General features: G+C 62.8%; 17 protein-coding genes, 1 other RNA gene and 2 pseudogenes. 2 read left to right on the top strand and 18 right to left on the bottom strand.

What is annotated here, in order from left to right; genetic code table 11:
* Window positions 1-2 precede the first annotated feature (2 nt).
* From mraY to H2O14_RS19620, 16 genes and pseudogenes are all read right to left on the bottom strand, one after another.
* On the bottom strand, window positions 3-1,103 hold the full coding sequence (gene mraY / locus H2O14_RS19685; RefSeq protein ID WP_182828980.1) for a phospho-N-acetylmuramoyl-pentapeptide-transferase: 1,101 nt from the start codon (window positions 1,101-1,103) through the stop codon (window positions 3-5).
* Between the two features lie 20 nt (window positions 1,104-1,123).
* Window positions 1,124-2,545: a UDP-N-acetylmuramoylalanyl-D-glutamyl-2,6-diaminopimelate--D-alanyl-D-alanine ligase gene (locus H2O14_RS19680; RefSeq protein WP_182828979.1), complete on the bottom strand. Its 1,422-nt coding sequence runs from the start codon at window positions 2,543-2,545 to the stop codon at window positions 1,124-1,126.
* 3 nt (window positions 2,546-2,548) lie between these two features.
* On the bottom strand, window positions 2,549-3,994 hold the full coding sequence (locus H2O14_RS19675) for a UDP-N-acetylmuramoyl-L-alanyl-D-glutamate--2,6-diaminopimelate ligase (protein WP_182828978.1): 1,446 nt from the start codon (window positions 3,992-3,994) through the stop codon (window positions 2,549-2,551).
* Between the two features lie 54 nt (window positions 3,995-4,048).
* Window positions 4,049-5,803, bottom strand: a complete 1,755-nt coding sequence (locus H2O14_RS19670) for a penicillin-binding protein 2 (RefSeq protein ID WP_182828977.1) — start codon at window positions 5,801-5,803, stop codon at window positions 4,049-4,051.
* A complete protein-coding gene (locus tag H2O14_RS19665; protein WP_182828976.1) occupies window positions 5,803-6,210 on the bottom strand; it encodes a hypothetical protein in 408 nt (135 codons plus the stop codon). Before H2O14_RS19665 ends, H2O14_RS19670 begins: the two co-directional genes overlap by 1 nt.
* A gap of 1 nt (window position 6,211) precedes the next feature.
* Complete coding sequence (rsmH, locus tag H2O14_RS19660; RefSeq protein WP_246697459.1) at window positions 6,212-7,234, bottom strand: 16S rRNA (cytosine(1402)-N(4))-methyltransferase RsmH; 1,023 nt, start codon at window positions 7,232-7,234, stop codon at window positions 6,212-6,214.
* A 20-nt stretch (window positions 7,235-7,254) separates the two neighbouring features.
* On the bottom strand, window positions 7,255-7,692 hold the full coding sequence (gene mraZ / locus H2O14_RS27790; protein ID WP_246697458.1) for a division/cell wall cluster transcriptional repressor MraZ: 438 nt from the start codon (window positions 7,690-7,692) through the stop codon (window positions 7,255-7,257).
* Between the two features lie 348 nt (window positions 7,693-8,040).
* Window positions 8,041-8,434, bottom strand: an RNA gene (gene rnpB, locus H2O14_RS19655) — RNase P RNA component class A.
* An 897-nt stretch (window positions 8,435-9,331) separates the two neighbouring features.
* Window positions 9,332-9,592, bottom strand: a complete 261-nt coding sequence (locus tag H2O14_RS19650) for a type II toxin-antitoxin system ParD family antitoxin (protein ID WP_182828974.1) — start codon at window positions 9,590-9,592, stop codon at window positions 9,332-9,334.
* Between the two features lie 73 nt (window positions 9,593-9,665).
* Window positions 9,666-10,870, bottom strand: a pseudogene (locus H2O14_RS19645) (NAD(P)/FAD-dependent oxidoreductase).
* A gap of 41 nt (window positions 10,871-10,911) precedes the next feature.
* A complete protein-coding gene (locus H2O14_RS19640) occupies window positions 10,912-12,219 on the bottom strand; it encodes a hypothetical protein (RefSeq protein ID WP_182828973.1) in 1,308 nt (435 codons plus the stop codon).
* A gap of 11 nt (window positions 12,220-12,230) precedes the next feature.
* The gene (locus H2O14_RS19635) at window positions 12,231-13,589 is read right to left on the bottom strand and encodes an Hsp70 family protein (protein ID WP_312858631.1); all 1,359 of its coding nucleotides are present in this window, start codon (window positions 13,587-13,589) and stop codon (window positions 12,231-12,233) included.
* Window positions 13,590-13,608: 19 nt separating this feature from the next.
* Window positions 13,609-13,926 carry an Hsp70 family protein gene (locus tag H2O14_RS27785; protein WP_246697457.1) on the bottom strand — a complete coding sequence of 106 codons (318 nt, stop codon included), beginning with the start codon at window positions 13,924-13,926 and terminating at the stop codon, window positions 13,609-13,611.
* A gap of 71 nt (window positions 13,927-13,997) precedes the next feature.
* Window positions 13,998-14,755: pseudogene (locus H2O14_RS19630) on the bottom strand (N-acetylmuramoyl-L-alanine amidase).
* A 21-nt stretch (window positions 14,756-14,776) separates the two neighbouring features.
* Window positions 14,777-15,487, bottom strand: a complete 711-nt coding sequence (locus H2O14_RS19625) for a J domain-containing protein (protein ID WP_182828972.1) — start codon at window positions 15,485-15,487, stop codon at window positions 14,777-14,779.
* A 236-nt stretch (window positions 15,488-15,723) separates the two neighbouring features.
* The gene (locus H2O14_RS19620) at window positions 15,724-15,966 is read right to left on the bottom strand and encodes a hypothetical protein (protein ID WP_182828971.1); all 243 of its coding nucleotides are present in this window, start codon (window positions 15,964-15,966) and stop codon (window positions 15,724-15,726) included.
* Window positions 15,967-16,237: 271 nt separating this feature from the next.
* Here H2O14_RS19620 and H2O14_RS19615 point away from each other — a divergent pair, with 271 nt between their 5' ends.
* The gene (locus H2O14_RS19615; protein ID WP_182828970.1) at window positions 16,238-17,449 is read left to right on the top strand and encodes a pyrophosphate--fructose-6-phosphate 1-phosphotransferase; all 1,212 of its coding nucleotides are present in this window, start codon (window positions 16,238-16,240) and stop codon (window positions 17,447-17,449) included.
* Window positions 17,450-17,959: 510 nt separating this feature from the next.
* Window positions 17,960-18,973, top strand: coding sequence for a lytic transglycosylase domain-containing protein (locus H2O14_RS19610; protein WP_312858630.1), 1,014 nt, complete (start codon window positions 17,960-17,962; stop codon window positions 18,971-18,973).
* Between the two features lie 217 nt (window positions 18,974-19,190).
* Here H2O14_RS19610 and H2O14_RS19605 read toward each other — a convergent pair whose 3' ends face one another.
* Entirely contained in the window at window positions 19,191-20,594 is a 1,404-nt protein-coding gene (locus tag H2O14_RS19605; protein WP_182828969.1) for a serine hydrolase, read from the bottom strand.
* A gap of 165 nt (window positions 20,595-20,759) precedes the next feature.
* Window positions 20,760-22,244 (bottom strand): EAL domain-containing protein, encoded by a 1,485-nt coding sequence (locus H2O14_RS19600; protein WP_182828968.1) that lies wholly within the window; start codon window positions 22,242-22,244, stop codon window positions 20,760-20,762.
* Window positions 22,245-22,258: the final 14 nt, after the last annotated feature.

The following is a 22,258-nucleotide window of genomic DNA, read 5'->3' as shown; positions in this document are numbered from 1 at the left end:
CCTCAGCGGATCTTCAGCGTGGACAGGCCGACCAGGGCCAGGATCACCGAGATGATCCAGAAGCGGATAACCACCTGGCTCTCGGTCCAGCCTTTCTTTTCGAAATGGTGGTGAATGGGCGCCATCAGGAAGACGCGCTTGCCGGTGAGCTTGAAGCTGCCGACCTGGATGATCACCGACAGGGTTTCCATGACGAAGACGCCGCCGATGATCGCCATGACGATCTCATGCTTGGTCGCGACGGCGATCGAGCCGATCAGGCCGCCCAGAGAGAGCGAGCCGGTGTCGCCCATGAAGATGGCAGCCGGCGGCGCGTTGAACCAGAGAAAGCCGAGGCCCGCGCCAATGACGGTGGCGACCACCACGGTCAATTCACCCGTGCCCGGCACGAAGTTGACCTGCAGGTAATTGGCGAACACGGCATTGCCGACCAGATAGGCGATGGCGCCGAAGGACGCCGAGGCGATCATCACCGGCACGATAGCGAGCCCGTCGAGACCGTCGGTGAAGTTGACCGCATTGCCGGCAGCCACGATCACGAAGGCGCCGAAGACGACGAAGAACCAGCCGAGATCGATCAGGAGATCCTTGAAGAAGGGGAAAGCGATCGCCGAGGCGATGTCGACGCCGTTGGGGCCGGCCGCCTTCGCGGCCAGCATCATGAAGAAGACGGCGATGCCGGCGATGACGAATTCCGTCAACAGCCGCATGCGGCCGGAAAATCCGGCGGTCGATTGCTTGGTGACTTTGAGATAGTCGTCATAAAAGCCGATCAGGCCGAAGCCGAGCATCACCAGCAGACAGCTGACCACATAGACATTGCCGAGATCGGCCCAGAGCAGCGACGAAGCGACGACCGAGGCCAGGATCATCAGCCCGCCCATGGTCGGCGTGCCGGCCTTCTTGAAATGGGTCTGCGGCCCGTCGGCGCGGATCGGCTGGCCCTTGCCCTGACGAACGCGCAACGAATCGATGATCTTCGGTCCGAAGAAGAACACGATCAACGCCGAGGTGAACAGCGCGGCTCCCGCCCTGAAGGTGATGTACCGAAACAGGTTGAACACCTGCAGGTGATCCGAGAACTCCACCAGCCACAACAGCATCCGCGCTTTTCCTTCCGTCCTTAAGCCGACGCAGCGGCCGGATATTGTTCCATCAGCGCGGCGACGATCCGCCCGCATCCCGAGCCGTTCGACGACTTGATCATCACCACGTCGCCCGGCATGACGTTTTCGACCACAAAGGCCTTCATCTCATCCACGGTCGGCCAATAAAGCACCTCGCGGCTGTCGCCAAGGGCGTCGCGCAAATAGGCCATGTCGGGACCGGCGAGCCATATCGCATCGATCGGCTCCGCACCAATGGGTTGGGCGAGATCGGCATGCACCTGCGGGGAATAATCCCCCATTTCCAGCATGTCGCCGAGTACGGCGATGCGGCGACCGCCCGCTTCGGGCCGCGCAGCCCCGAGCAGGGCGAGCGCCGCGCGCATCGAGGCCGGGTTGGCGTTGTAGCTTTCGTCGATCAGCGTGAAGGCCCCGCCCGGCAGCGTCAGCCGGCTGCGCGCGCCGCGGCCCTTGCCGGCGGCGACACTGGTGAAGGCGGAGACGACCGTGTCGAGATCCGCGCCGGCGAGATAGGAAGCCGCCAATACGGCGAGGGCGTTTTCGGCGATGTGCCGACCCGGCGCCTGGAGCGCCACCTCGATGGTGCGGCCGGCGACGATGGCCCAGAACACCCCATGCAGATCTTCCTGCTGATAATCCACCAGCCGGAAATCCGCCTTGGCATGCGCGCCGAAGGAATAGGTGTGCGCCACTCGCGCCTCGGCCGCCAGTTGGTCGAGCAGTTCGAACTGGTCGATGTCGCGGTTGATCAGCGCTGCGCCATTTTCGGCAACCCCTTCGAAGATTTCCGCCTTGGCGCGGGCGATTTCGTCCAGGCCGGAGAAATTGCCGAGATGGGCGGCGGCGATCGTGGTGATGATCGCCACGTGCGGACGCACCATCTTCACCAGGGGCCGAATCTCGTCGGGATGGTTCATGCCGATCTCGAACACGCCGTAGTCGGTGTCGGCCGGCATCCGGGCGAGGGTCAGCGGCACGCCCCAGTGATTATTGAAGGAAGCCGGCGAGTAATGCACCTTGCCCGCCGCGCTCAGCACCTGGCGCAGCATTTCCTTGGTCGTCGTCTTGCCGACCGAACCCGTCACCGCGATGATGCGGGCCGCCGACCTGTCGCGAGCGGCGCGGCCGAGCTTCTCCATCGCCTCGAGCACATCCGGCACGACCAGCATCGGCGCATGGATCGCGCCCAGCGCCGGCAGCTTGGCTTCGCTGACGACGAGCAGCGCCGCGCCGTGGGCGGCGGCGATATTCGCGTAATCATGCCCGTCGACGCGGTCGCCCTTGATCGCGAAGAAGGCTTCGCCAGACTTGATGGCGCGGCTGTCGATCGAAATGCCGGTGATCCCGGCGGGCAATGTCCCGCGCGGGCGGCCATTGGTGGCGGCGATCAGGTCTTCGCTGGTCCAGAGATAGGCCATGGATCATCCTTTGAGCGCGTTGCGGATTTCCTCGTGGTCGGAAAAAGGCAGCACGACATCGCCGATCTTCTGCCCCTCCTCATGCCCCTTGCCGGCGACGATCAGCGTATCGCCCGCCGCCAGCAGCGACACCGCGTGGCGGATCGCCTCATGCCGATCGCCGATCTCGACGGCGCCGGGAGCAGCAGCCATGATCTCGGCGCGGATGGTCGCCGGGTCTTCGCTGCGCGGATTGTCGTCGGTGACGATCACAACGTCGGAGAGCCGTGTGGCCACCTCGCCCATGATCGGACGCTTGCCCTTGTCGCGATCGCCGCCACAGCCGACCACGGTGACGATCCGGCCGGTGGTGAAGGGCCGCACCGAGGTCAGCACATTGGTCAGCGCATCCGGCTTGTGGGCGTAATCGACATAGCAGAGGGCGCCTTCAGGGGTCTTGCCGACCAGTTCCAGCCGGCCGGGCGCGCCCTTGAGGTGATCGAGCGCGTCGAAGGCTTTTTCCTGGTCCGCGCCGGTCGACAGCGCCAGACCGAGCGACACCAGCGCATTGGCGATCTGGAAATCGCCGGCCAGCGGCAGATGAATCTCATAGATGTCATCGCCGAAATGGATCTCGGCGACCTGCTTGTCGCGATAATGCTCGACCCGCTTCAGCACGAGATAATCACCGAAACGGCCGACCTTGCGCACGTCGAGCCCCGCCTTGCGCGCCGCAGACGCCGCTTTGTCCGACCATTCATCGTCGGAGAAAATCACCGCTGGCGCGCCTTTGGCCATCAGCGTGTCGAAAAGGCGCATCTTGCAGGCGAAATAGTCTTCCATCGTCGGATGATAATCGAGATGGTCGCGGCCGAGATTGGTGAAGGCGGCGGCGGACAGCTTGACGCCGTCGAGGCGACGCTGGTCGAGGCCGTGGCTGGAGGCTTCCATCGCGGCATGCGTGACGCCTTCGCTCTTCAGTTCCGCCAGCAGCTTTTGCAGCGTCACCGGGTCGGGCGTGGTCAGCGAGCCCTCGTCGATGCGGCCCGGCGCGATGACGCCGGTGGTGCCGATCTGCGCGGCGGCGAGGCCGGCATGCGCCCATATCTGGCGGGTGAAGGAGGCGACCGAGGTTTTGCCGGCGGTGCCGGTGACGGCAACCATCGTCTCGGGCTGGCCGGGATGGAGAGCTGCGGCGGCCAGTGCCAGCGCGCGGCGCGGATCGTCCGACGCGATCACCGGCAGCGCGGACATGGCCGGCGCCCCCGATTGCACGAGAACGGCGGCGGCGCCCTTGCCTTCCGCGTCACTGATAAACTTGCCGCCGTCGGTCTTGACGCCGGAAAGCGCGACGAACAGGTCGCCCGGCTTCACCTGACGGCTATCGGAGGTCACGCCGGTAACGTCGATTTGAGCCGCCGCGCCATCGACGCGCACGCCCGCGCCGCAAAGCACATCCCCGAGTTTCATGTCGCCCCCTCGCTTTTCTCTATCGAAACGATTCCGTGGGTCCGTTTATGCCGCTCAATAAGACACAAGCAAGGCATTTCCGTCGGGGCCGAATTTCGCCTTCACGCCGAGCAGCGCCCCCCCCCGGCGGATGATGTTGCCGGCCAGCACGCCGGCATTGCAACCGGCGGTGACGCCGCAGCCCTTGAACGCCTTCTTTGGTTCGTCGACGATGGTCAGCACCACATATTTCGGGTTTTCGACCGGAAAAGCGGAGAGAAAAGCGTTGAAGCGCACATTGTTCGCGTAACGACCATTGACCACCTTTTCGGCGGTGCCCGTCTTGCCGCCGACATGGAAGCCGGCGATGTTGGCGCGGCTGCCCGAACCGTCGAGAACATTGGCGCGGAACAGGTAGCGCATGTTTTCCACCGTGCGCTCGTTGACCACGACCTTGGCGATCTCGTTGGCCCTTTCCTGGTCGCGCAGCAGGAAGGTCGGCGGCAGCAGCTTGCCGCCATTCATCAACGCGGCGCCGGCCACCGCCGTCTGCAGCGGCGTCGTCGAAACGCCATGACCGAAGGCCACGGTCATCGAGGTGATTTTCTTCCAGGTTTTCGGTTGCGACGGGGCCGCCACTTCGGGCAATTCGGTGTCCATGCGGGTGAGCAGTCCGAGCCGCGTCATGAATTCCCGATGCCCCTCCACGCCCACGGCGTCGGCCATGCGAGCCGAACCGATGTTGGAGGAATGGATGAAGACGTCGCGCACCGACAGGATGCGGCGAGTGGCGTGGAAATCGTGAATGGTGAAGCCGCCGATATAGAGCGGCTTGCGGGCGTCGAAGGTATCGTTCATCGACACTTTGCCGGAATCGAGCGCCATGGCCGTGGTGAAGGCCTTGAAGGTCGAGCCCATTTCGAACACGCCGCCAGACATGCGGTTCATGCCGCTCTTGGTCTTGAGATCGATGGTCTCGCCGGGATTGTTGGGATCGAAATCGGGCACGGACGCCATGCCCAGCACTTCGCCGGTGTTGACGTCGAGCACCACCGCGCCGGCGCCGATGGCGTCGAAATCGGCGAGGCCGCGTTTGATTTCGTCATGGACGATGTTCTGCACGCGCAGATCGATCGACAGCTTGACCGGCTCCAGCTCCGACGTGCTGGTCATGCCGATGGCGGCGAGATCGGCGAGGCCCTGGTTGTCGAGATATTTCTCCATGCCCGCGACGCCGCGATTGTCGATGTTGACGTAACCGACAACGTGAGAGGCCGCGTCGCCGGCCGGATAGAAACGGCGCTTGGCTGGACGGAAACCGACGCCGGGAATGCCGAGCGACAGGATTTCGCTCTGCTGCTTGGGCGTCAACTGCCGCTGGAGCCATTGGAAGCGCGAACTCGCGGTCAGCTTCTTGTAGATCGCCTTGCGGTCGAGATTGGGCAGAACGGTCGAAAGGAGCTCCACCGCCTCGTCGGGGTCGACGATCTTGTGCGGCTCGGCGAACAGCGACACGGTGCGGACGTCGGTGGCGAGAATTTCGCCGTTGCGGTCGAGAATGTCCGGTCGCGAGGCGACCTGATTGTCGGCCGGTCGGATGGAAGACACCATCTCCGGCGGCGTCATGCCGTAATAGACCAGACGTCCGCCGATCACGGCGTAGACCAGCGTGAAGGCGCCGATCATGATGGCGATCCGGCTTCTCGCCTGCTGACCGGACGTTTTTCGCACACCCTGGAAGATCTGGCCGTTCTCGGCCTCGAATCCACGCGGGCCGGCGCTGAAATGCGCCTTGCTCTTCAATACCATGATGCGGGAAAGGAAGGACATTAGCGCGCCACCGATCCTGTTTTGATGTCATCCGTCTTTGGCTTGTCGGCCGAGGCCGCTTTGTCGCCGGTCTTCTTCTTGCCGTCCTTGGCGTCGGCCTCTTCGACCGCCGGCAGCTCGGACTTCAGCATCGGCAGTTCCACCGGCTGCACCATCTGCGTCGTGTCGGTCGGCTGCAGCTTCAGCTCGTCCTGATAGAGCGCAATCAGCCGCTCCAGCCGCGCGGGCTGGGTCAGCAGCGCCCAGTCGGCGCGCAGCAGGTCGATCGTATCTTTCTCCAGCCGGATATTGGCTTCGAGCTTGCGCACTTCGGAGAGCTTTTCTTCGGCGCGATGCTTGATCGTATAGGTGATGGTCGCCACCGCCGTCATGATCACGATCAACAGAATGTCCAGCGTGCGCAGCATGTCAGCCTCTCAGTCGTTCGATGTCGGCGAGTTGCGGCAGGTCGAAGATCGAAGTATCGGCCTTGCCGGCCTTGGCCTCGGTGCGGACGCCGCAGCGCAGCTTGGCGGAGCGGGCGCGCGGATTGACCTCCGCCTCCGCCTCTGTCGCCTGCACCGCCTGCTTCGGCTCCGGCTTGAAGATCACCGGCGCCGCCGCGATCTCCGGCAGATGACGCGAGCCGGACGCCTTGCCGGCGCGATCGGCGAAGAAGCGCTTGACGATGCGGTCTTCCAGCGAATGGAAGGTGACGACGACCAGCCGACCGCCGGGCTTCAGCGCCCGCTCGGCGGCGAAAAGCGCCGCAGCCAGTTCGCCGAGCTCGTTGTTGACGAAGACGCGCAGCGCCTGGAAGACGCGGGTGGCCGGATGGATCTTGTCGGTCATCTTGCGCGGCGTGACGATTTCGATCAGGCCGGCGAGATCGCGCGTGGTCTCGAACGGCTTGTCCAGCCGCTTCTTGTCGATGGCGTGGGCAATGCGGCTCGCCTGGCGCTCCTCGCCCAAAAAGGAGAAGATGCGGATGAGGTCGTTGACCTTGGCGCGATTGACGACGTCGGCGGCGCTGACGCCCTCGCCCGACATGCGCATGTCGAGCGGCCCGTTCCTCTGGAAGGAAAAGCCGCGATCGGCCTCGTCGATCTGCATCGAGGAGACGCCGATATCGAGCACGACGCCATCCAGCCCCTCTTCCGGGGCGAAGTCGTCGAGCTTGCCGAAATTGGTGTGATGCAGACTGAAACGATCGGGGAACTCGCCAAGAAGTCCCTGCCCGCCCGCGATCGCCGCGGGATCGCGATCGAGCGCGATCACCGTCGCGCCCGTCTCCAGAATGGCCCGGCTGTAGCCGCCGGCGCCGAAAGTGCCGTCGAGAATGGTGCGGTCTTGCTCCGCCCCGAGATGCGCGAGCACCTCGGACAACATGACCGGGATATGACGCATCGGTCCGCCAATGGCATCGTCCGCTCCGTTGCCATGATCCGTCATCGTCCTGTCACCCCGCACCATCAGGAGCCGCGGCTTTCGCCCCGCAACTCCAGTCTCGCCGCATTCTGCGCGACCAGGAACTGGTCCGGCCGCCACAGCTGAAAGAAATCCGCCCGACCGACGAACGTCGCCTCGTTTTCGATCCCCGTATAGCCCCGGATAAAATCCGTGACCATCAGGCGACCCTCCGTGTCGAGCTTCATGTGAACGCCGCCGCCATGAATGAGCAGCGACATCCGGTTTGCTTCCGGCGCAAAGGGATCCATGTCCTGCAGCCGTCTTTCCAGACGCGCCAGCAGGTCGGGTCCCCCGACATTGATCGCCGGATAGTGGAAATCCTGAAAGCCGTACAGCTCCTCGACCCCCTGCGCGGCAAGCACGGCGCGGAAAGAGGATGGCACCGAGACCCGCCCCTTGGCGTCGACCTTGTTCGTCGCATTGGAAAGGAACCGGCTCATGACGCAATACTTCCGCTTCCAGAAAACGAGCCTCGCTGGGCGAAACCGTCATCCACTTGATTTTGAACGCGAAAGAGAGGTCCTGTCTCGCTTTTGCGCCCAGACCGGAAGGCTGATCCCGCCGGTCTGCACCAGTCTTGAAGCGGGCTGTCTGTCGCCCTTTTTCAGTGCGCTTTTGGGATAGCATGGGACCATATGGGCGTCAATGGGATGGGTCGCCCGCGAACGGGAGGCCGGTCTCCCATTCATAAGCTGTTAAGTTTAACGAAAGGTTGAGAAATGCCCCGAGAAAGCGGGCGTGGAGCCCCTTCCCCGAGCGTGAAAAAAATTTCAATGTTTGGAAAAATAATCGCCAGTCGGCCTGTAAGCCGGGTTCTGTAAGGCTCCGGATCGCTCCGGAACGTGGCAGCCATTCATCTGGGACGCCGCTTGCGCGACGCCTCTCGCAACCCACCCGGACGACTGGCCCGGAAACAGGCCTGCCGCATGAAGCGGACGCGTCGTCCCTATTCGGTCTTGCTCCCGGCGGGGCTTGCCATGCCGTCTCCGTTGCCGGATACGCGGTGGGCTCTTACCCCACCTTTTCACCCTGACCCGGCATGCCGGGCGGTCTGTTTTCTGTGGCGCTTTCCCTGGGGTCGCCCCCGCCGGACGTTATCCGGCGCCGTGTTTCCGTGGAGCCCGGACTTTCCTCACCTCACGGTCTTTCGACAATGTGAAGCGCGGCTGCCCGGCCGACTGGCGAGGCGGTCCTTAAAGCAAGGATGCGGTTATGGGAAGGTTTTATTTCGGGAGAATTCATGTCGACCAACCTCGATGGTGGAGACCGGAAGCAATCAGGCCTCTTGGCGACGGCGCGGTTCGGAAACGAGATTTCGACCGCGATTTCCAAGACTGTCAGCTACAGTGCCAGGCACCCGGACCAGAGCCGACTGTAAACTCCTGCAGACTTTCATCGATAGACCGGGAAAGAATGCCGGGCCGACACCCAAAAACTGAGAGAAGAGGCGCAGACAAACAGACAAAAACAGGCTTCAATGCAACCTGAAATCCACGCCGCCTGAATCCGCTTCAAAGCATGGCGCCGTCAGGTGAATACCGCCTTTGTACGGGCGGAACATATGCTTGAAGAGGTATTGATGCGTACAGAAATTGAGCAAAAGCAATTTGAATTGGTTTTGGATATATCCGAGCGGAGGGGGTTGAAGGCGTTAAAATATTACACTTCGTCATAGAGGAGTGTTTGAGATTTTATCAAAAAAAATACGGGATCGATTTTTACGAAGAAATATTACAATTGCTTGAACTTAAGGGAGCGATGGAGAGCAGGATTCGACATCTCCCAAGACCCGTAAAAAGTTTATACTATCAATTACACGCAAATAAATTTCATATAACCGAAACTTGCGACTTCGATGAAGAAATGCAGGAAAGTATTACATTTCAAATAAACGAAATATTTTTATGTGACGGCGTTTCGGCATCAGACGTTTTACATATCTTTGAAACAGGCCTAAAGAGGAGCAACACAGAGAAACTACCAGAATTTTACAAGCTTAACGAATACGCTATCAATGAAAAATTGACGCTGCCAACGACACAACAAAACTCTGATAGATCTGGTTAAACGTGATCTACACTAGCCACGCTGGGCGCACCGCTCCGCCTTCAACTCGTTGAGGAATTGGATCGGATCAACTTCTTCCGGCTCGCCGCTGGCCTTGCCCTCCGCATATTCGCGTTTGAGAAATTCCAGTTCGAGCACCCGCGCCTTCTCACGTTCTTCGAGCAGGCGGAGGCTATCGCGCATGACTTCACTGACGCTCTCATAGCGCCCGCTTTCGACGAGTTCGCGCACGAAGCCTTCGAAGTGATCTCCGATATTGTAGCTGGACGCCATGGCTGTGCCTCTCGATCAGCAGACACTACCAGTTTTTGCTTGAAGAGCCAATCGGAACCGCCCGACAGGGTCCTCACACAAACCTCGGCCTGAAATCCGCCGTCGGATAGGCCGGATCGACGATCTCTCCATGCACGAGCAGTTCCGCCCCCAGCCGGCCGATTTCGTCGGAGCTTTTGGCGGCGCGCGCCGCAGCCGCCGGCCATGACGAAGATCGAGGGCGTGCTGGTCGGGCCGATCGCCGGGTATCTGGTGGGTTTGCCCTGGTCATGCGGATAGGACGTGACGCAGGTCACGGGGCGAGCGTCCTTAATGTCGAGTGAGGGAACCAGCCGCTTCATCACGCCGACGAGATGATCGAAATTGCGCGGGCTGCCGCCGCCCTTGAACCAATCGCGTACGGCGTCGACGCCGTCGAGCAGGATATCGGTCATATCGCCGCCGATTTTCAGATAATATTTGCCGTCGGGATAGAGGATCGGCGGCAGCATGTAGACGCCGAGCTCTTCCGGCTCGTCCTCGAAAATCAGCGACGGCATGGAGGCCAGCCTGAGAGCCTCGGCCTCGGAGACTTCGAACAGGCTGATGGTGCGCCCATAGACCTGCATGTCGAGAGGCTCCGGCAGCAGGCCCGGCTGATTGGTGAAGCCGCCGGCGGCCACCAGGACGCGGGACGCGCTCACCGTCTCTCCGTCCTCCAGCGTGATTTCGGCGTAACCGTCCTTCTGCGCGATCGACAAAACCCGCTTGCGGATAACGCTCGCCCCGGCCCTTTCCGCTGCGATCGTCTGCGCCGCCACCAGCCTGCGTGGGCTGACGGCGCCGGCATTCACCGGCTCGAAGACAGCGTCGGAGCCTTCGGGAAAGCTGAAATAAGGGAATGTCGCCTTGAGGCCATCATCGTCCAGAAGCACGGGCTCGACGCCCACCCGAGCGGCGGCGGCGCGGATATCGGCCATATAGGCCTGGCTGCGGCCGCTCTCGAGGCCCGAGATCAGGCAGCCCTTTTCGGCATAGAAGGTGACGCCGCTCTTGGCCTCGATCTCGCGATAGCGCGCAATCGAGCGGTTGGCGAGCCGCGCCCAGACTTCGTTGGGGTCGATGGTGCGGGTGATGCGCCCCATCGTAATGACTGGCGAACACGCCCCGATGGTTCGCCCAGTCAACTGGCTCGTCCGGGCCGATCAGCACGATGCCGGGAAGCTGTTCGGCGAGGTGGCGCGCGGCGGCGGAACCGGTCAGGCCGCGTCCGACCACGGCGTATTGGAACTGGGGCATTGGCGGGCTCCGGGCTCGAAATGGCTGATGTCGCCCAGGTTTTATTGCAGAACGAGGCGCAGGAAAACAGCGGCGAGCAGAATGAAAATGCCGAGCGCCATCTTCACCCTGTCGGGGGCGCCGAAAGCGGTCGCGGCCTCTCTCAACTGCTCATAAGACGCGCCTTCGGCCTTGAGCGGCGCGAGATGTTCGCTGAGCGCGGCGAGCCGGAGCTTGCGCCAGTTGAAGGCGGTCGACAGCGCCACGACGATATAAATGACGCTGACGACGCCGGAAAGGCCGGCGGCGCTCGGAAAGTCCGCCCGGATCGACGGAGCGCGCAGGATCGCGCTGACGACGGAGAGGATCGCTGCGAAAACAGCTAGTTTACCGAGCCGATAGTAGAAGGCGAAGGGCACAGGAAACAGCAGTCCGAGCACGGAGAACGCCCAAGGGTAGCTGCGCTCGCGGATGGCGCGCTGGAAATAGGCGAGCATTTTCGGCTCGTCGGCGAAAGCCCGCGCCACCAGGTCGGGATCGAGATCGTCAACGCCGTCGAGCGCTTGCGGCTGGGCGGGCGCATCGGCCGGCCCGCGACGATCGGCGGCGTCCGACAGCGAGTCGATCAGAAAATCGGCGTCCTCGGGCCGCATATGGCGCAGGATGCGCCGATCGTTGGAGAGAAGATCGAAGCGCCGGTCGAGTTCGCGCAGCACGCCCGGCTGATCATGCGGCTTGAGATCGCCGGATTGGATCTGGTCGAGGAGGTCGCGCAGCGCCACGCCCAGCGCATCGTCGAACTCGCTGAGCGGCAGGTTTTCGAGCGCGTCGAACACGTTGGCCCAGAGATCCAGCGGTCGCCGCCACGGTTGGGTCTTGCGGGTTTCTTCGAGCAATTCCCAGAGTTGAGGCTGTTCTCCTCCGTCTGAGCCGGGCCCAATGTCCGCTTCGATCTCATCCGGGCGCTTGTCCTGCTGGACGGCCGGCGCCGGATAAGTCAGTTCGACGACAATACGCTGGCTCTCGGACCGCGCCGGGACCTCGGGAGCGTCGCCCAAGGCCGCGACGACATCCTCATCGGTTCTTTCCGCCGCCGACCCGCCAAGCGCGAGCAGATCCGGCACAGGGTCTTCCGCCGACTTCATCTGCTCGACCGCGTCGCCGTCGGAGGCGTCATCCCGCTCCTCGTCCGTCGTCACCCAATGGCTTTCCTCCAGCGCGGCGTCGCGCGCTTCCACCAGCGCCTGAAAGCCTGCAGGATCCTCATCCGGCCGCGTCACCTTGAGCCTGCGCGCATAGGCCTTGCGGATCTCCTTCTGGTCGGAGGTCGCATCGATGTCGAGAATGGTCCAGGGATAGCGACGGGTCATGCTGGCCCGCCTCAATCGCGGTTGAAGACGAATTTGTCGAACTGGTTGAGGAAAGCGCGGAATTCGTCTCTGACAGCCTCGATGTCGCGCAGCCTCTGATCCTCGATCTCGGCGGTGAACTGCATCAGCCCCTCGGCGATGATCTGCCGGTCCTGTTCGAGCGCCTCGGCATAGATGCGTTCGGCCCGCGCGATCAATTCACGGTTTTCCTGCTGGTCTCGCGGGGCGAGCTTGATCTTCGAAAGCTGTTCGAAGCGTTTGGCCAACTCCTTCTCGTCGAGACCGGAATCGTTGGAGAACACCGTCTTGAACACGTCCTTTGTCGATTGCACCGTCGCCTCGACTTCGAGCGCGCCGTTGATGTCGTAGGTGAAGCGCACATCGACGCTTTCCTGGCCGGCGGGCTTGCGCGGGATCTTCACATTCAGCGTGCCGATATGGACATTGTGCTCGGGGCGGATGTTTTCGCCCTGATAGATGCGCAAGGCGATTTCGGTCTGGTTGTCGGTGACGGTGGTGAAGGGCTCGACACGGCTGATCGGCACGGTGGCGTTGCGCTCGATCAGCGGCGCGACCACCTCCTCCCGCTTACCGTCGGGACGGGTGCGCATGGAGGCGACGCCGAGGGTAAAGGGGCAGACATCGGTCAACAGCACATCTTCGACGGCGGCGTCGCGGCTTTTCAGCGCCGACTGGATCACCGCGCCCATCGCCACCACCTCGTCGGGATTGATGGTCACGAAAGGCAGCTTGCCGAACAGGCGGGCGATCATCTGGCGGATCGCCGGCATGCGGGTCGCGCCGCCCACCAGCACGATGGCGTCGAGTTCGTCCGGGGAAATCGACGAATCGCGCAGCGCCCGTTCGAGCGGATGCCGGAGACGCCGCATCAGGTCGGACGCCTCGGCTTCGAATTCGTCGCGTGTGATCACGCCTTCCAGGACAGCCTGTTCCAGCGCGATGCGATAGTCGAGGCTCGCTTTGCCCGACAGATCGATCTTCAGCGTATCGGCGGCGCGCAGGATGCGCGCCTGGTCGATCCTGCCGAGGCTGGCCCGATCGACATTGCTCTTTCGCAGCAGAAGGCCCGCAAGCGCTTCGGTGAAATCGTCGCCGCCGAGGAAATTATCGCCGGCCGAAGCGCGGATCTCGAAGACGCCGTCATATTTGTGCATGATCGACACGTCGAACGTGCCGCCGCCGAGATCGAAGACGAGGAACTGGCCGTCGTCGCGCGTCTCCAGGCCATAGGCCAGCACCGCCGCCGTCGGCTCGTTGATAAGGCGCTCGACATTCAGGCCGGCGAGCTTGGCCGCATTGATGGTCGCCTTGCGCTGGCCGTCGTTGAAATAGGCGGGACAGGAGATCACCGCCTCGGTGATCTCCTCGTCATACTTGGATTTGTAGTCGTCGACCAGCGCGCAGGATGAAGGACGAGAGTTCCTCGGCGCGAAAGCTTCGCTTGCCGAGCGACACCACCCGGTCCGTCCCCATCCAGCGCTTGAACGACATCACGGCCGCGTCGGGATTGGTGAGCGCCATTTCCCTGGCGGCGGCGCCCACGACGATCTCGCCATTCTGGTCGACATAGACGGCCGACGGGGTGAGAAATCCGCCATTGGCGTTTTCGATCAATCTGGCCTTGCCGTCCTCGAACACGCCGATCAGGGAATTGGTCGTTCCGAGGTCGATTCCGACAATAGCCATTTTGATCCCGCGCACTGTTTATTCAGAGTGTTTCTTAGTCAGTGTGAACTCTCCGGACAACAGAAAGTTGCTCACGTCTCCGGCAACGCCCGCAGCAGCCGATGCAGCGTGTCGATCGTCGAGGCGTCGGCCACGCCATCGACGCGCTCGGGGCGGAAATGCCGCTGGAAAGCCTCGACCACGCCTTCGGTGCGGTGGCAGAAATCGCCGCTGACCGGGGCGTTGTATCCGTAGAGCGCCAGCATCGCCTGCAGCGCTTCGACCGGCGGGCCCGCGTCGCCGCGCTGGAAGAACCGTCCGCCGGATATCAGCGCCGGCTCGACATGATGGCCGATCCCCGCTTCCGCCAAGGCTTGCCACGGAAATTTCTCGCCCGGATCGACCTTGCGGACGGGCGCGACATCGGAATGTCCGAGCACATGTTCGGCTCGAATTGCGTGACGGGCCACGATGTCGCGACAGAGCGCGATGACCGATTCGATCTGCTCGGGTTGAAAATCCGGCAAGCCCCCGGATGGCCGGCATTGGCGATCTCGATGCCGATCGAGCGGGAGTTGATGTCCGTTTCACCCTTCCAGAAGCTCGCGCCGGCATGCCAGGCGCGTTTGTCTTCGGCCACCAGCTGGCTGACGCGCCCGTCTTCCCAGACCAGATAGTGGCAGGACACTTCGCTTTCCGGGCGCCGCAGCCAGTCGAAGGCCGCCTCGGCGCTGGGCATGCCCGTGTAATGCAGGATGATCATGTCGGGAGCGGAAACGCCCTTGCGATCGCCGAAATTGGGGGACGCAGCCACGACGGCGCGCGCGAAATCGGGAGGAAATTCTGTCATCAATGCACTCGGATGCTGGCGTCAGGCCGCGCGAAGCTCGCGCTCGATGGCGGCGTAGGCGGCGTTATACTTGGCCATGCGCTCATGCGCCACCGCCTGGAACGACGTCGGCAGCCCCCGCGCGATCATCATGTCGGGATGATGCTCGCGAACCAGCAACCGATATTGCTGCCGGATGGTGTGGAAATCGTCCTTTCGCGACACACCGAGCACGCTGTAGGGGTCGGCGCCTTCGACATAGACGTGCCGGGCGAGAATCTGGGCGAAGCGCTCCTCGGAAATCTCGAAGATCGCGGCCACATGTTCGAGATAGGCCATCTCACGCTCATGCACCGCCCCGTCTGCTTTGGCGATGTGGAACAGGCCGTCCATGACGTTTTCCAGCATCGCGCAATCGGGATGTCCGGAGCTGCAGAGCCCTGACAGCTTTTCGGCATAGGCTTCGTAGCCGGCCACATCCTGCTTGGCGAGATTGTAGAGACGGGCCACGTTGCGCGCCTCTTCGTCGGGATAGTCGAAAATCTGCTGGAACGCCTCGATCTCGTTTGGCGTCACGATCCCGTCTGCCTTGGCCATTTTGGCGGACAGCGCGATTACGGCGACGGAAAAGGCGACCTTGCGGCGCGTTTCCGGGTCGCCTTCGAAGACGGTGCGAATCGCCTCGATCAGGCTCGACAAGGCGTTTGTCGCGGTGTCGGCGACGGCGCTGAAGAGCTTTTCCCAAAAAGACATGTTTGCGTCCGGCCGCCTGATGAGGAGTTGAAGCAAAGGGTGACCAATTGTCGGATCAAAAGCAAGCCATGACGAGAATGAAATTTCCGTAATGCAAATTGATCGGAAACGATCTTTCCGCGCGTTTTCCGTCGACAGCGCGCCTCGTCCCGCCCGTGCTGGCGGATGGAATCAAAAGCGGTCCCGTCTGTTCAACGGAACCGCTTCTGGCGACCGAAATGTCGGTCTGCGAATGCTTACGGGCAGACGCGCTGCTTGGTGATCACCGTCTTGTTGTTGGTGACCTTCTTCACGGTCTTGGTATAGCATGCCTGGCGGACGACCACCTTCTTGACCACCGGCGGGCGGACGATGACGCGCTGGGCCGGTGGATTCGGCGCCACGCGGATGGTGAGGCTGTCGGCGGCGGCGGGGCCGGTGAAGGCTGCGGCGAGGCCGAACGTGGATGCTGCAACAAGCATTTTGAGCGAGGTCTTCATCGATTTTCTCCTTGAAGCTCTGTGATCTGTCATCGGCTTGAGAACGCCGGCATGCACCGAAAGGTTCCGTGACCGGCAAGGACGGCGACAACCGGACGCTTATCCACAAGGGCGCTCGCATCTCGGCGGCTTTTGAATCGTTTAAGTTCCGGGGGCGGTCGCGTGCGCGCTCGGGCGGCCTGTTCTTCATCATCTCTTCACTTTACAGAGAAAGCAGGCTGGCCCATCGATGCCGGCTGCAAAGGCTAACGCCGCATGGGAGATTCCAATCATGGCCAAACAAAAAGCCGCAATGCTGACAGCCGGCGGGCTCGCGCCCTGCCTGTCTTCCGCCGTGGGCGGACTGATCGAACGTTATAGCGACGTCGCCCCCGAGGTGGAGCTGATCGCTTATCGTTCGGGTTATCAGGGCGTGCTTCTCGGCGACAGCATCCAGATCACCAAGGAGATGCGCGAAAAGGCGCATCTTCTGCACTATCACGGCGGCTCGCCGATCGGGAACAGCCGCGTGAAGCTGACCAACGCCGCCGACTGCGTCAAGCGCGGTCTGGTCAAGGAAGGCGAAAATCCGCTGCGCGTGGCCGCCGAACGGCTGACCCGCGACGGCGTCACCATTCTCCACACGATCGGCGGCGACGACACCAACACCACGGCGGCCGATCTCGCCGCCTATCTTGAAGCCAACGGCTACAAGCTCACCGTGGTCGGCTTGCCCAAGACCGTCGACAACGACGTGGTGCCGATCAGGCAGTCGCTCGGCGCCTGGACGGCGGCGGAAGTCGGCGCGCACTTCTTCGACCATGTGTCGAACGAACAGAGCGCGGCGCCGAAAACGCTGGTCGTGCATGAAGTCATGGGCCGCCATTGCGGCTGGCTGACAGCCGCCACCGCGCGCGCCTATATTCAGGACACCAAGGGCCGCGACTATGTCGAGGGCCTGATGATGAACACCCAGCTCAAGAACATCGACGGGATGTATCTGCCGGAAATCGCCTTCGACCTCGAGCAGGAAGGCGCCCGCCTGCGGCAGATCATGGAAAAGACCGGCTTCGTGACCATCTTCGTCTCCGAAGGCGCAGGCCTCGATACGATCGTGGCCGAACGCGAGTCCTCCGGCGAGCATGTGAAGCGCGACGCCTTCGGCCATGTGAAGATCGACACGATCAATGTCGGCAACTGGTTCTCCAAACATATCGGCCACATGATCGGCGCCGAACGCGCCATGGTGCAGAAGTCCGGCTACTACGCCCGTTCCGCCCCGGCCAATCGCGACGACCTCCGGCTGATCCAGAGCATGGTGGATCTGGCCGTCGAAAGCGCGCTCAACCGCGTCTCCGGCGTCACCGGCCATGACGAGGACCAGAACGGCAAGCTCCGCACGATCGAGTTCTCCCGCATCAAGGGCGGTAAGCATTTCGACACCGACCAGCCGTGGTTCTCGGAGGTGATGGACTATATCGGACAGCCCTGGCGGGCCGTCTGACACCCGAAATATGCGGCGCGAAAGCCTGTTTTCGCGCCGCATAGCCGAATTTCTTAATTTAGTTTTTCTTACGGTTAACCGTCTGGCGTTCAGCAGAATTGATGCGTCGTTCTCCGCCTGCAGTTGCGCCGCCGATCCGCTTTTCCCTCATGCGCCGTCATTCGGCTCCAGCGTCAGGAAGTTCTCAGGCCATCACAAGACCGTGAAGAGTCAGGCACTTCTGCTCTTGCGCTCGTCCCGCCGACATTCATGCCTCGTCCGCCCGACGGCGTGAATTAACCCGTCGTTAACCATGATCCTTCATCATCCGTTAAGCATATTAGCGCGGACAAGAATGTAACCGATGATTTTATTCTAGATGCAGCAATCAAGCGTGGATTGAACTGGCGGGAACGGCGGCTTGTCTGGCGTTCCTTAATCGAGTATCAGGACGTAACGATTTGTGAAGACTCTCCGCCTCCGAAGGGAGGACGGACCTCAACAAAGCGGACGGGGTTAATGAAAAAATACGTGACGCATGCCACACGGATCGCGCTGATTTCAGGCGCGGTGGGACTGACGGCGTCCTGCCAGTCCGCCAAGGTCAACTCGGCGAAACTGGAGACGAAGCCGGCGGCGCAGCAGGTGGCGATGACCACGCAGCTTCAGACGGTCAATACGTCCAGCACGGCGATGCTGACCACGACGCCGACTCCGATCTCGCCCGTCGATCTCGCCACCGACAAGACCGTATCGATGGCCTACGCCATCCCCTCCCCCAAGCCGATCACCGACGCGGCCCAGGCCTTCAACGCGGTGGAAGTGGCTTCGGTCGATCCTTCGGCAATGGCGGAACTGCCGCCGACTTCGGTGCCGACCCCGATTCTCCAGCAAACGGCGACCGCCGCGGACGCTGCAGCGCAGCCGACCGCGACCGCCGAGACCGCTCCGGCGGCGGCGCAGTCCACCGTCGAAACTTCGACCGAGCCGGCTGCGAAGCAGGCGCGCAAGACGGCGGTCATGGCCGACAGTTTCGGTCAGCCCGATGTCGCCGCGATCTTCGCCACGCGCCTCGGGGCGCCTGCCGCGAAGCCCGCGGCCAGCATCCAGGTCGCCAGCGCCGATCCCTCGGCCGCCACGGCTTTCGCAGCCCAGCCGTCGGCCAGCGCCTTCAGCTCCATCACGTCGAGCAAGAACGCCGATCTCAATCAGCTCATTTCCAAATATGCGGCGCTCTACGAGGTGCCCGAGCATCTGGTCCACAAGGTCGCGCGGCGCGAAAGCAATTACAATCCCGGCGCCGTGCATCGCGGCAATTTCGGCCTGATGCAGATTCGCTATCGCACCGCCCAGGGCATGGGCTACAAAGGCTCGCCGAACGGCTTGCTCGATGCGGAAACCAATCTGAAATATGCGGTGAAATATCTACGCGGCGCCTGGCTGACCGCCGACAAGGACGTCGCCAAGGCCGACTGGCTCTATCGCACCGGTTATTATTACCAGGCCAAGAAGAAGCAGCTTCTGGAAGTCATTCACGCGGATTGATTTGGAGCTTGGCGCCGATCAGACCGGCGCAGCTTCGAACCACCTCTGGCGATATCGCGCCGCCAACGCCCTCACCAACACAATCAGCTTGCGCCGGATCGCGGCGTCATCGTGGGATGCTCGACAGAGCGTCGCCGCTTGACGATCATTGTCCGGCCACCGAACCGCACGCACCGCGCAAGACGACGTGCGGTCTCGGCTCACTCGACGAGAATGGTCAAGGCTGCGCCGGTTCCGGCTCGGGTTCCGGCAGAGGCTCCAAGGTCGCGGCGAGCAACGCCTTGACCAAGGGCGCAGGATCATAGCCGAGCGCAGAGGGCGTCAGGCCCAGCCGGACGACGACGAGATTGGCCGAGGGGATCATCGCGATAGATTGGCCGTCATGGCCGAGCGCCCAGAAGGCGTCGGCGGGAAGGCCAGTCTCTTCGACCGTAGCGCGACCGGCGCCGCTTTTCCAGGCCAGAGCCTCTGTATAACGCCCACCCGACAGGGCGCTCGCGCGCCCGACGCGCTCGATATAGTCGACCGGCAGGATCTGTTCGCCGTTCCAGTCGCCGCCATTGGCGAGCAGCAGACCGAAGCGCGCCCAGTCCCGCGCCGTCGCATAAAGCAGCGAACCGGCGGAGAACGTGCCCGTCTCATCCGTCTCGAAAATCGCCGAGCGCATGCCGATCGGCGCAAACAGCGCCTGACGCGGATAGGCGAGCGCAGCGTCACGATCGGCGAACGTGTCCTGCACCGCCCGCGCCAGCAGCACCGCCGTGCCGGTGGTGTATTCGAACGTTTCACCCGGCTGGGCTTCGAGCGGCTTGTCGCGCACGAATTTCGCCTGGTCGGGCTCGAGAAACAGCATGCGGGTGACGTCGTCGACATCGCCATAGCTCTCATTGAGAGACAGGCCGCTAGTCATCGCCATCAGGTGCGCGACGGTAATGTCGGCGCGACCATCGGTCCAGTCGGGGAAAAGCTTGGCCTTGTCCCAGGAGAGCGCGCCGTCCTGCATGCGCAGCGCGGCGAGCGCGCCGGCGACCGTCTTGGTCATGGACCAGCCGAGCAGCGGCGTCTCCGCATTGAAACCGGGCGCATAGGCCTCGGCGATGAGGCGGCCGTCCTTCACCACCACCAACGCCCGCGCGCCGGGTCCGATCAGCTTGGGATCGGCGAGCAGCGCTTCGGCGCGCGCGTCGGCGCTGCGGCTGACCGTATCGCCCAGCGGCCATTCGAAGTCGGAAACGGGCGGTATCACGGGCGGGCTCTTGAAGGCCACGGCGCGGACTGCGTCGGGATCGCCGTTCGGGGCCGACGCACAGCCGAGACCAGGGCGATAAACCGCCGTTTCGGCGGCGATGAAGCCGAACAGCTTGGCCGTCACGAGGTCCTGGCCCTTGGACACCGATACATATTTCAGCAGCCAGTGGCCGGGGGCCTGCACATCGTCTGCCAGCACCTCCTCCGCCTTGCGGCCGGAGACGAAGACGCTCGAACAGACGATCTTGGCCGAATAGGCGTTGGCGACGCGAAACTCTTCGGGCGGATTGATGTATAGCCAGCCGACGGCGCCGATGGCGGCGACGACGACGAGAGCGACCAGCCAGGCCAGGATCCGGGCGATGAGTTTCATAGAGAGTCTCCACAATAGAATGAACTGCGTCGACCTCGAAGGAAAGCCTTTGGGGGCTGTTGCTTTCCAATGAAGTCAACGCAGTTCAGGTTTCCTGTCTTGAGCAGGAAATCGGTTGTTGGGGAAGAGCGAAGGGGCGCGCCTTCCCCAACTTCCGAGCGCGGTTCAGGCGCTTGCGAAGTGGGCGGGCCCTAGGGGCGATGGACCCGCAGCCACAAACAGCGACTGAACCGTATCTGCAGCGATCGGGCGGGAGATCATGTAGCCCTGCAGCGACGTCGCGCCCAGTCCTACCGCCAGATCCAATTGTGTCTGTGTTTCGACGCCTTCGATCGTCGCGCCGATGTTGAACGCCTTTCCGAGCCGAACCATGATGTCGACCAGTTCGCGGTCCTGGCCTCCGTCTCCCAGGCCCCGTGCGAAGGAGCGATCGACCTTCAACTGGTCGAGCGGAAACCGTCTCAGGTGGTTGATCGACGAGCAACCCACGCCGAAATCGTCGAGGGCGATACGCACGCCCATGTCCTTGAGGGCGAGAAGCGCCAGGCGAATACTGTCTTCGTCGACGAGGAAGGCTTCTTCCTTCACTTCAATCGTCAACCGGCGCGGATCGACGCGATGCTGGTCCAGGCATTGCCGGACATGCCGCACGAGACCGGGATCGCGAAACTCGTCGCCGCTGACATTCACCGACACGCCGATTTCCTCGGGCCAATCGGCTGCGTTGGCGATCGCCTTGGAAAACACCATCCGCCCGATGCGCATGATATGCCCGGAACGCCGCGCCACATCGAGAAAAGCGTCCGGCCGCAGCGCGCCGCGACGCGGATGCCGCCAGCGCAGCAGGGCTTCGAATGCGTTCACGCGCCGCTGTTCGGCATGCATGATCGGTTGGTATTCGAGGAAGAATTCGTCGTTGCGCACGCCCGAGGCGATCTCTTCTTCGAGACGCGCCTGTTCGTCGACCGCCCGGCCGAGAGCCGGCGTATGAAAGATATGTGTCGAGCCGGCCACGTCCTTAGCGACATAGAGCGCGCTGTCGGCGCGGCGCATGAGGTCGCCGATATTCTGGTCGTTCTCTTCGATGTAGCAGACGCCGATCGACACGCTGCAGGCCACGCGGCCGCCGCCGAGATCATAAGGCTCGGCCGCCGCAGTCTCGATCACCCGGCAGAGACGCTCGACGTCGCTGTCGCGCGGCTCGCCTGCTACGGTGACGACGAACTCATCGCCGCCGAGGCGAAACAGCCGCGCCAGCGGACCGAGAACGGCGCCGAGGCGGGCGGCGAAGGCGCGCAGCAACTCGTCGCCGGCGTCGTGGCCCAGCATGTCGTTGACCTGCTTGAACTTGTCGAGATCCATCAGCAGGATCGCCGGGCGGAAGCGGCCATGCCGCTTGGCTTCGACGAAGCGCTCGATTTCGAGTTCGAGGGCGCGCCGATTGGCTGCGCCGGTCAAGCGGTCGCGAAGCGAGAGTTCGAAGAGTTGCCGGGCGGCGCGGTCACGCTGTTCGAGACGACGCTCAAGCGCCTCCTTGAGCGCGCCGATGCGATGAAAGGCCAGCCCGCACAAGATGGGGGCCGTCAGCATGAGAGCCTGGGTCGGCGTCAATCCCGTCGATGCGACGGGCGCTCCCTTCACTCTCGTCACGGCTTCCGCCGTCA

Source organism: Rhizobium sp. G21, assembly GCF_014158035.1.
Classification (GTDB): Bacteria; Pseudomonadota; Alphaproteobacteria; order Rhizobiales; family Rhizobiaceae; genus Rhizobium_E.
Note: the sequence above shows the minus strand (reverse complement) of the source record. Positions and strands in the feature narration are given on the sequence as shown.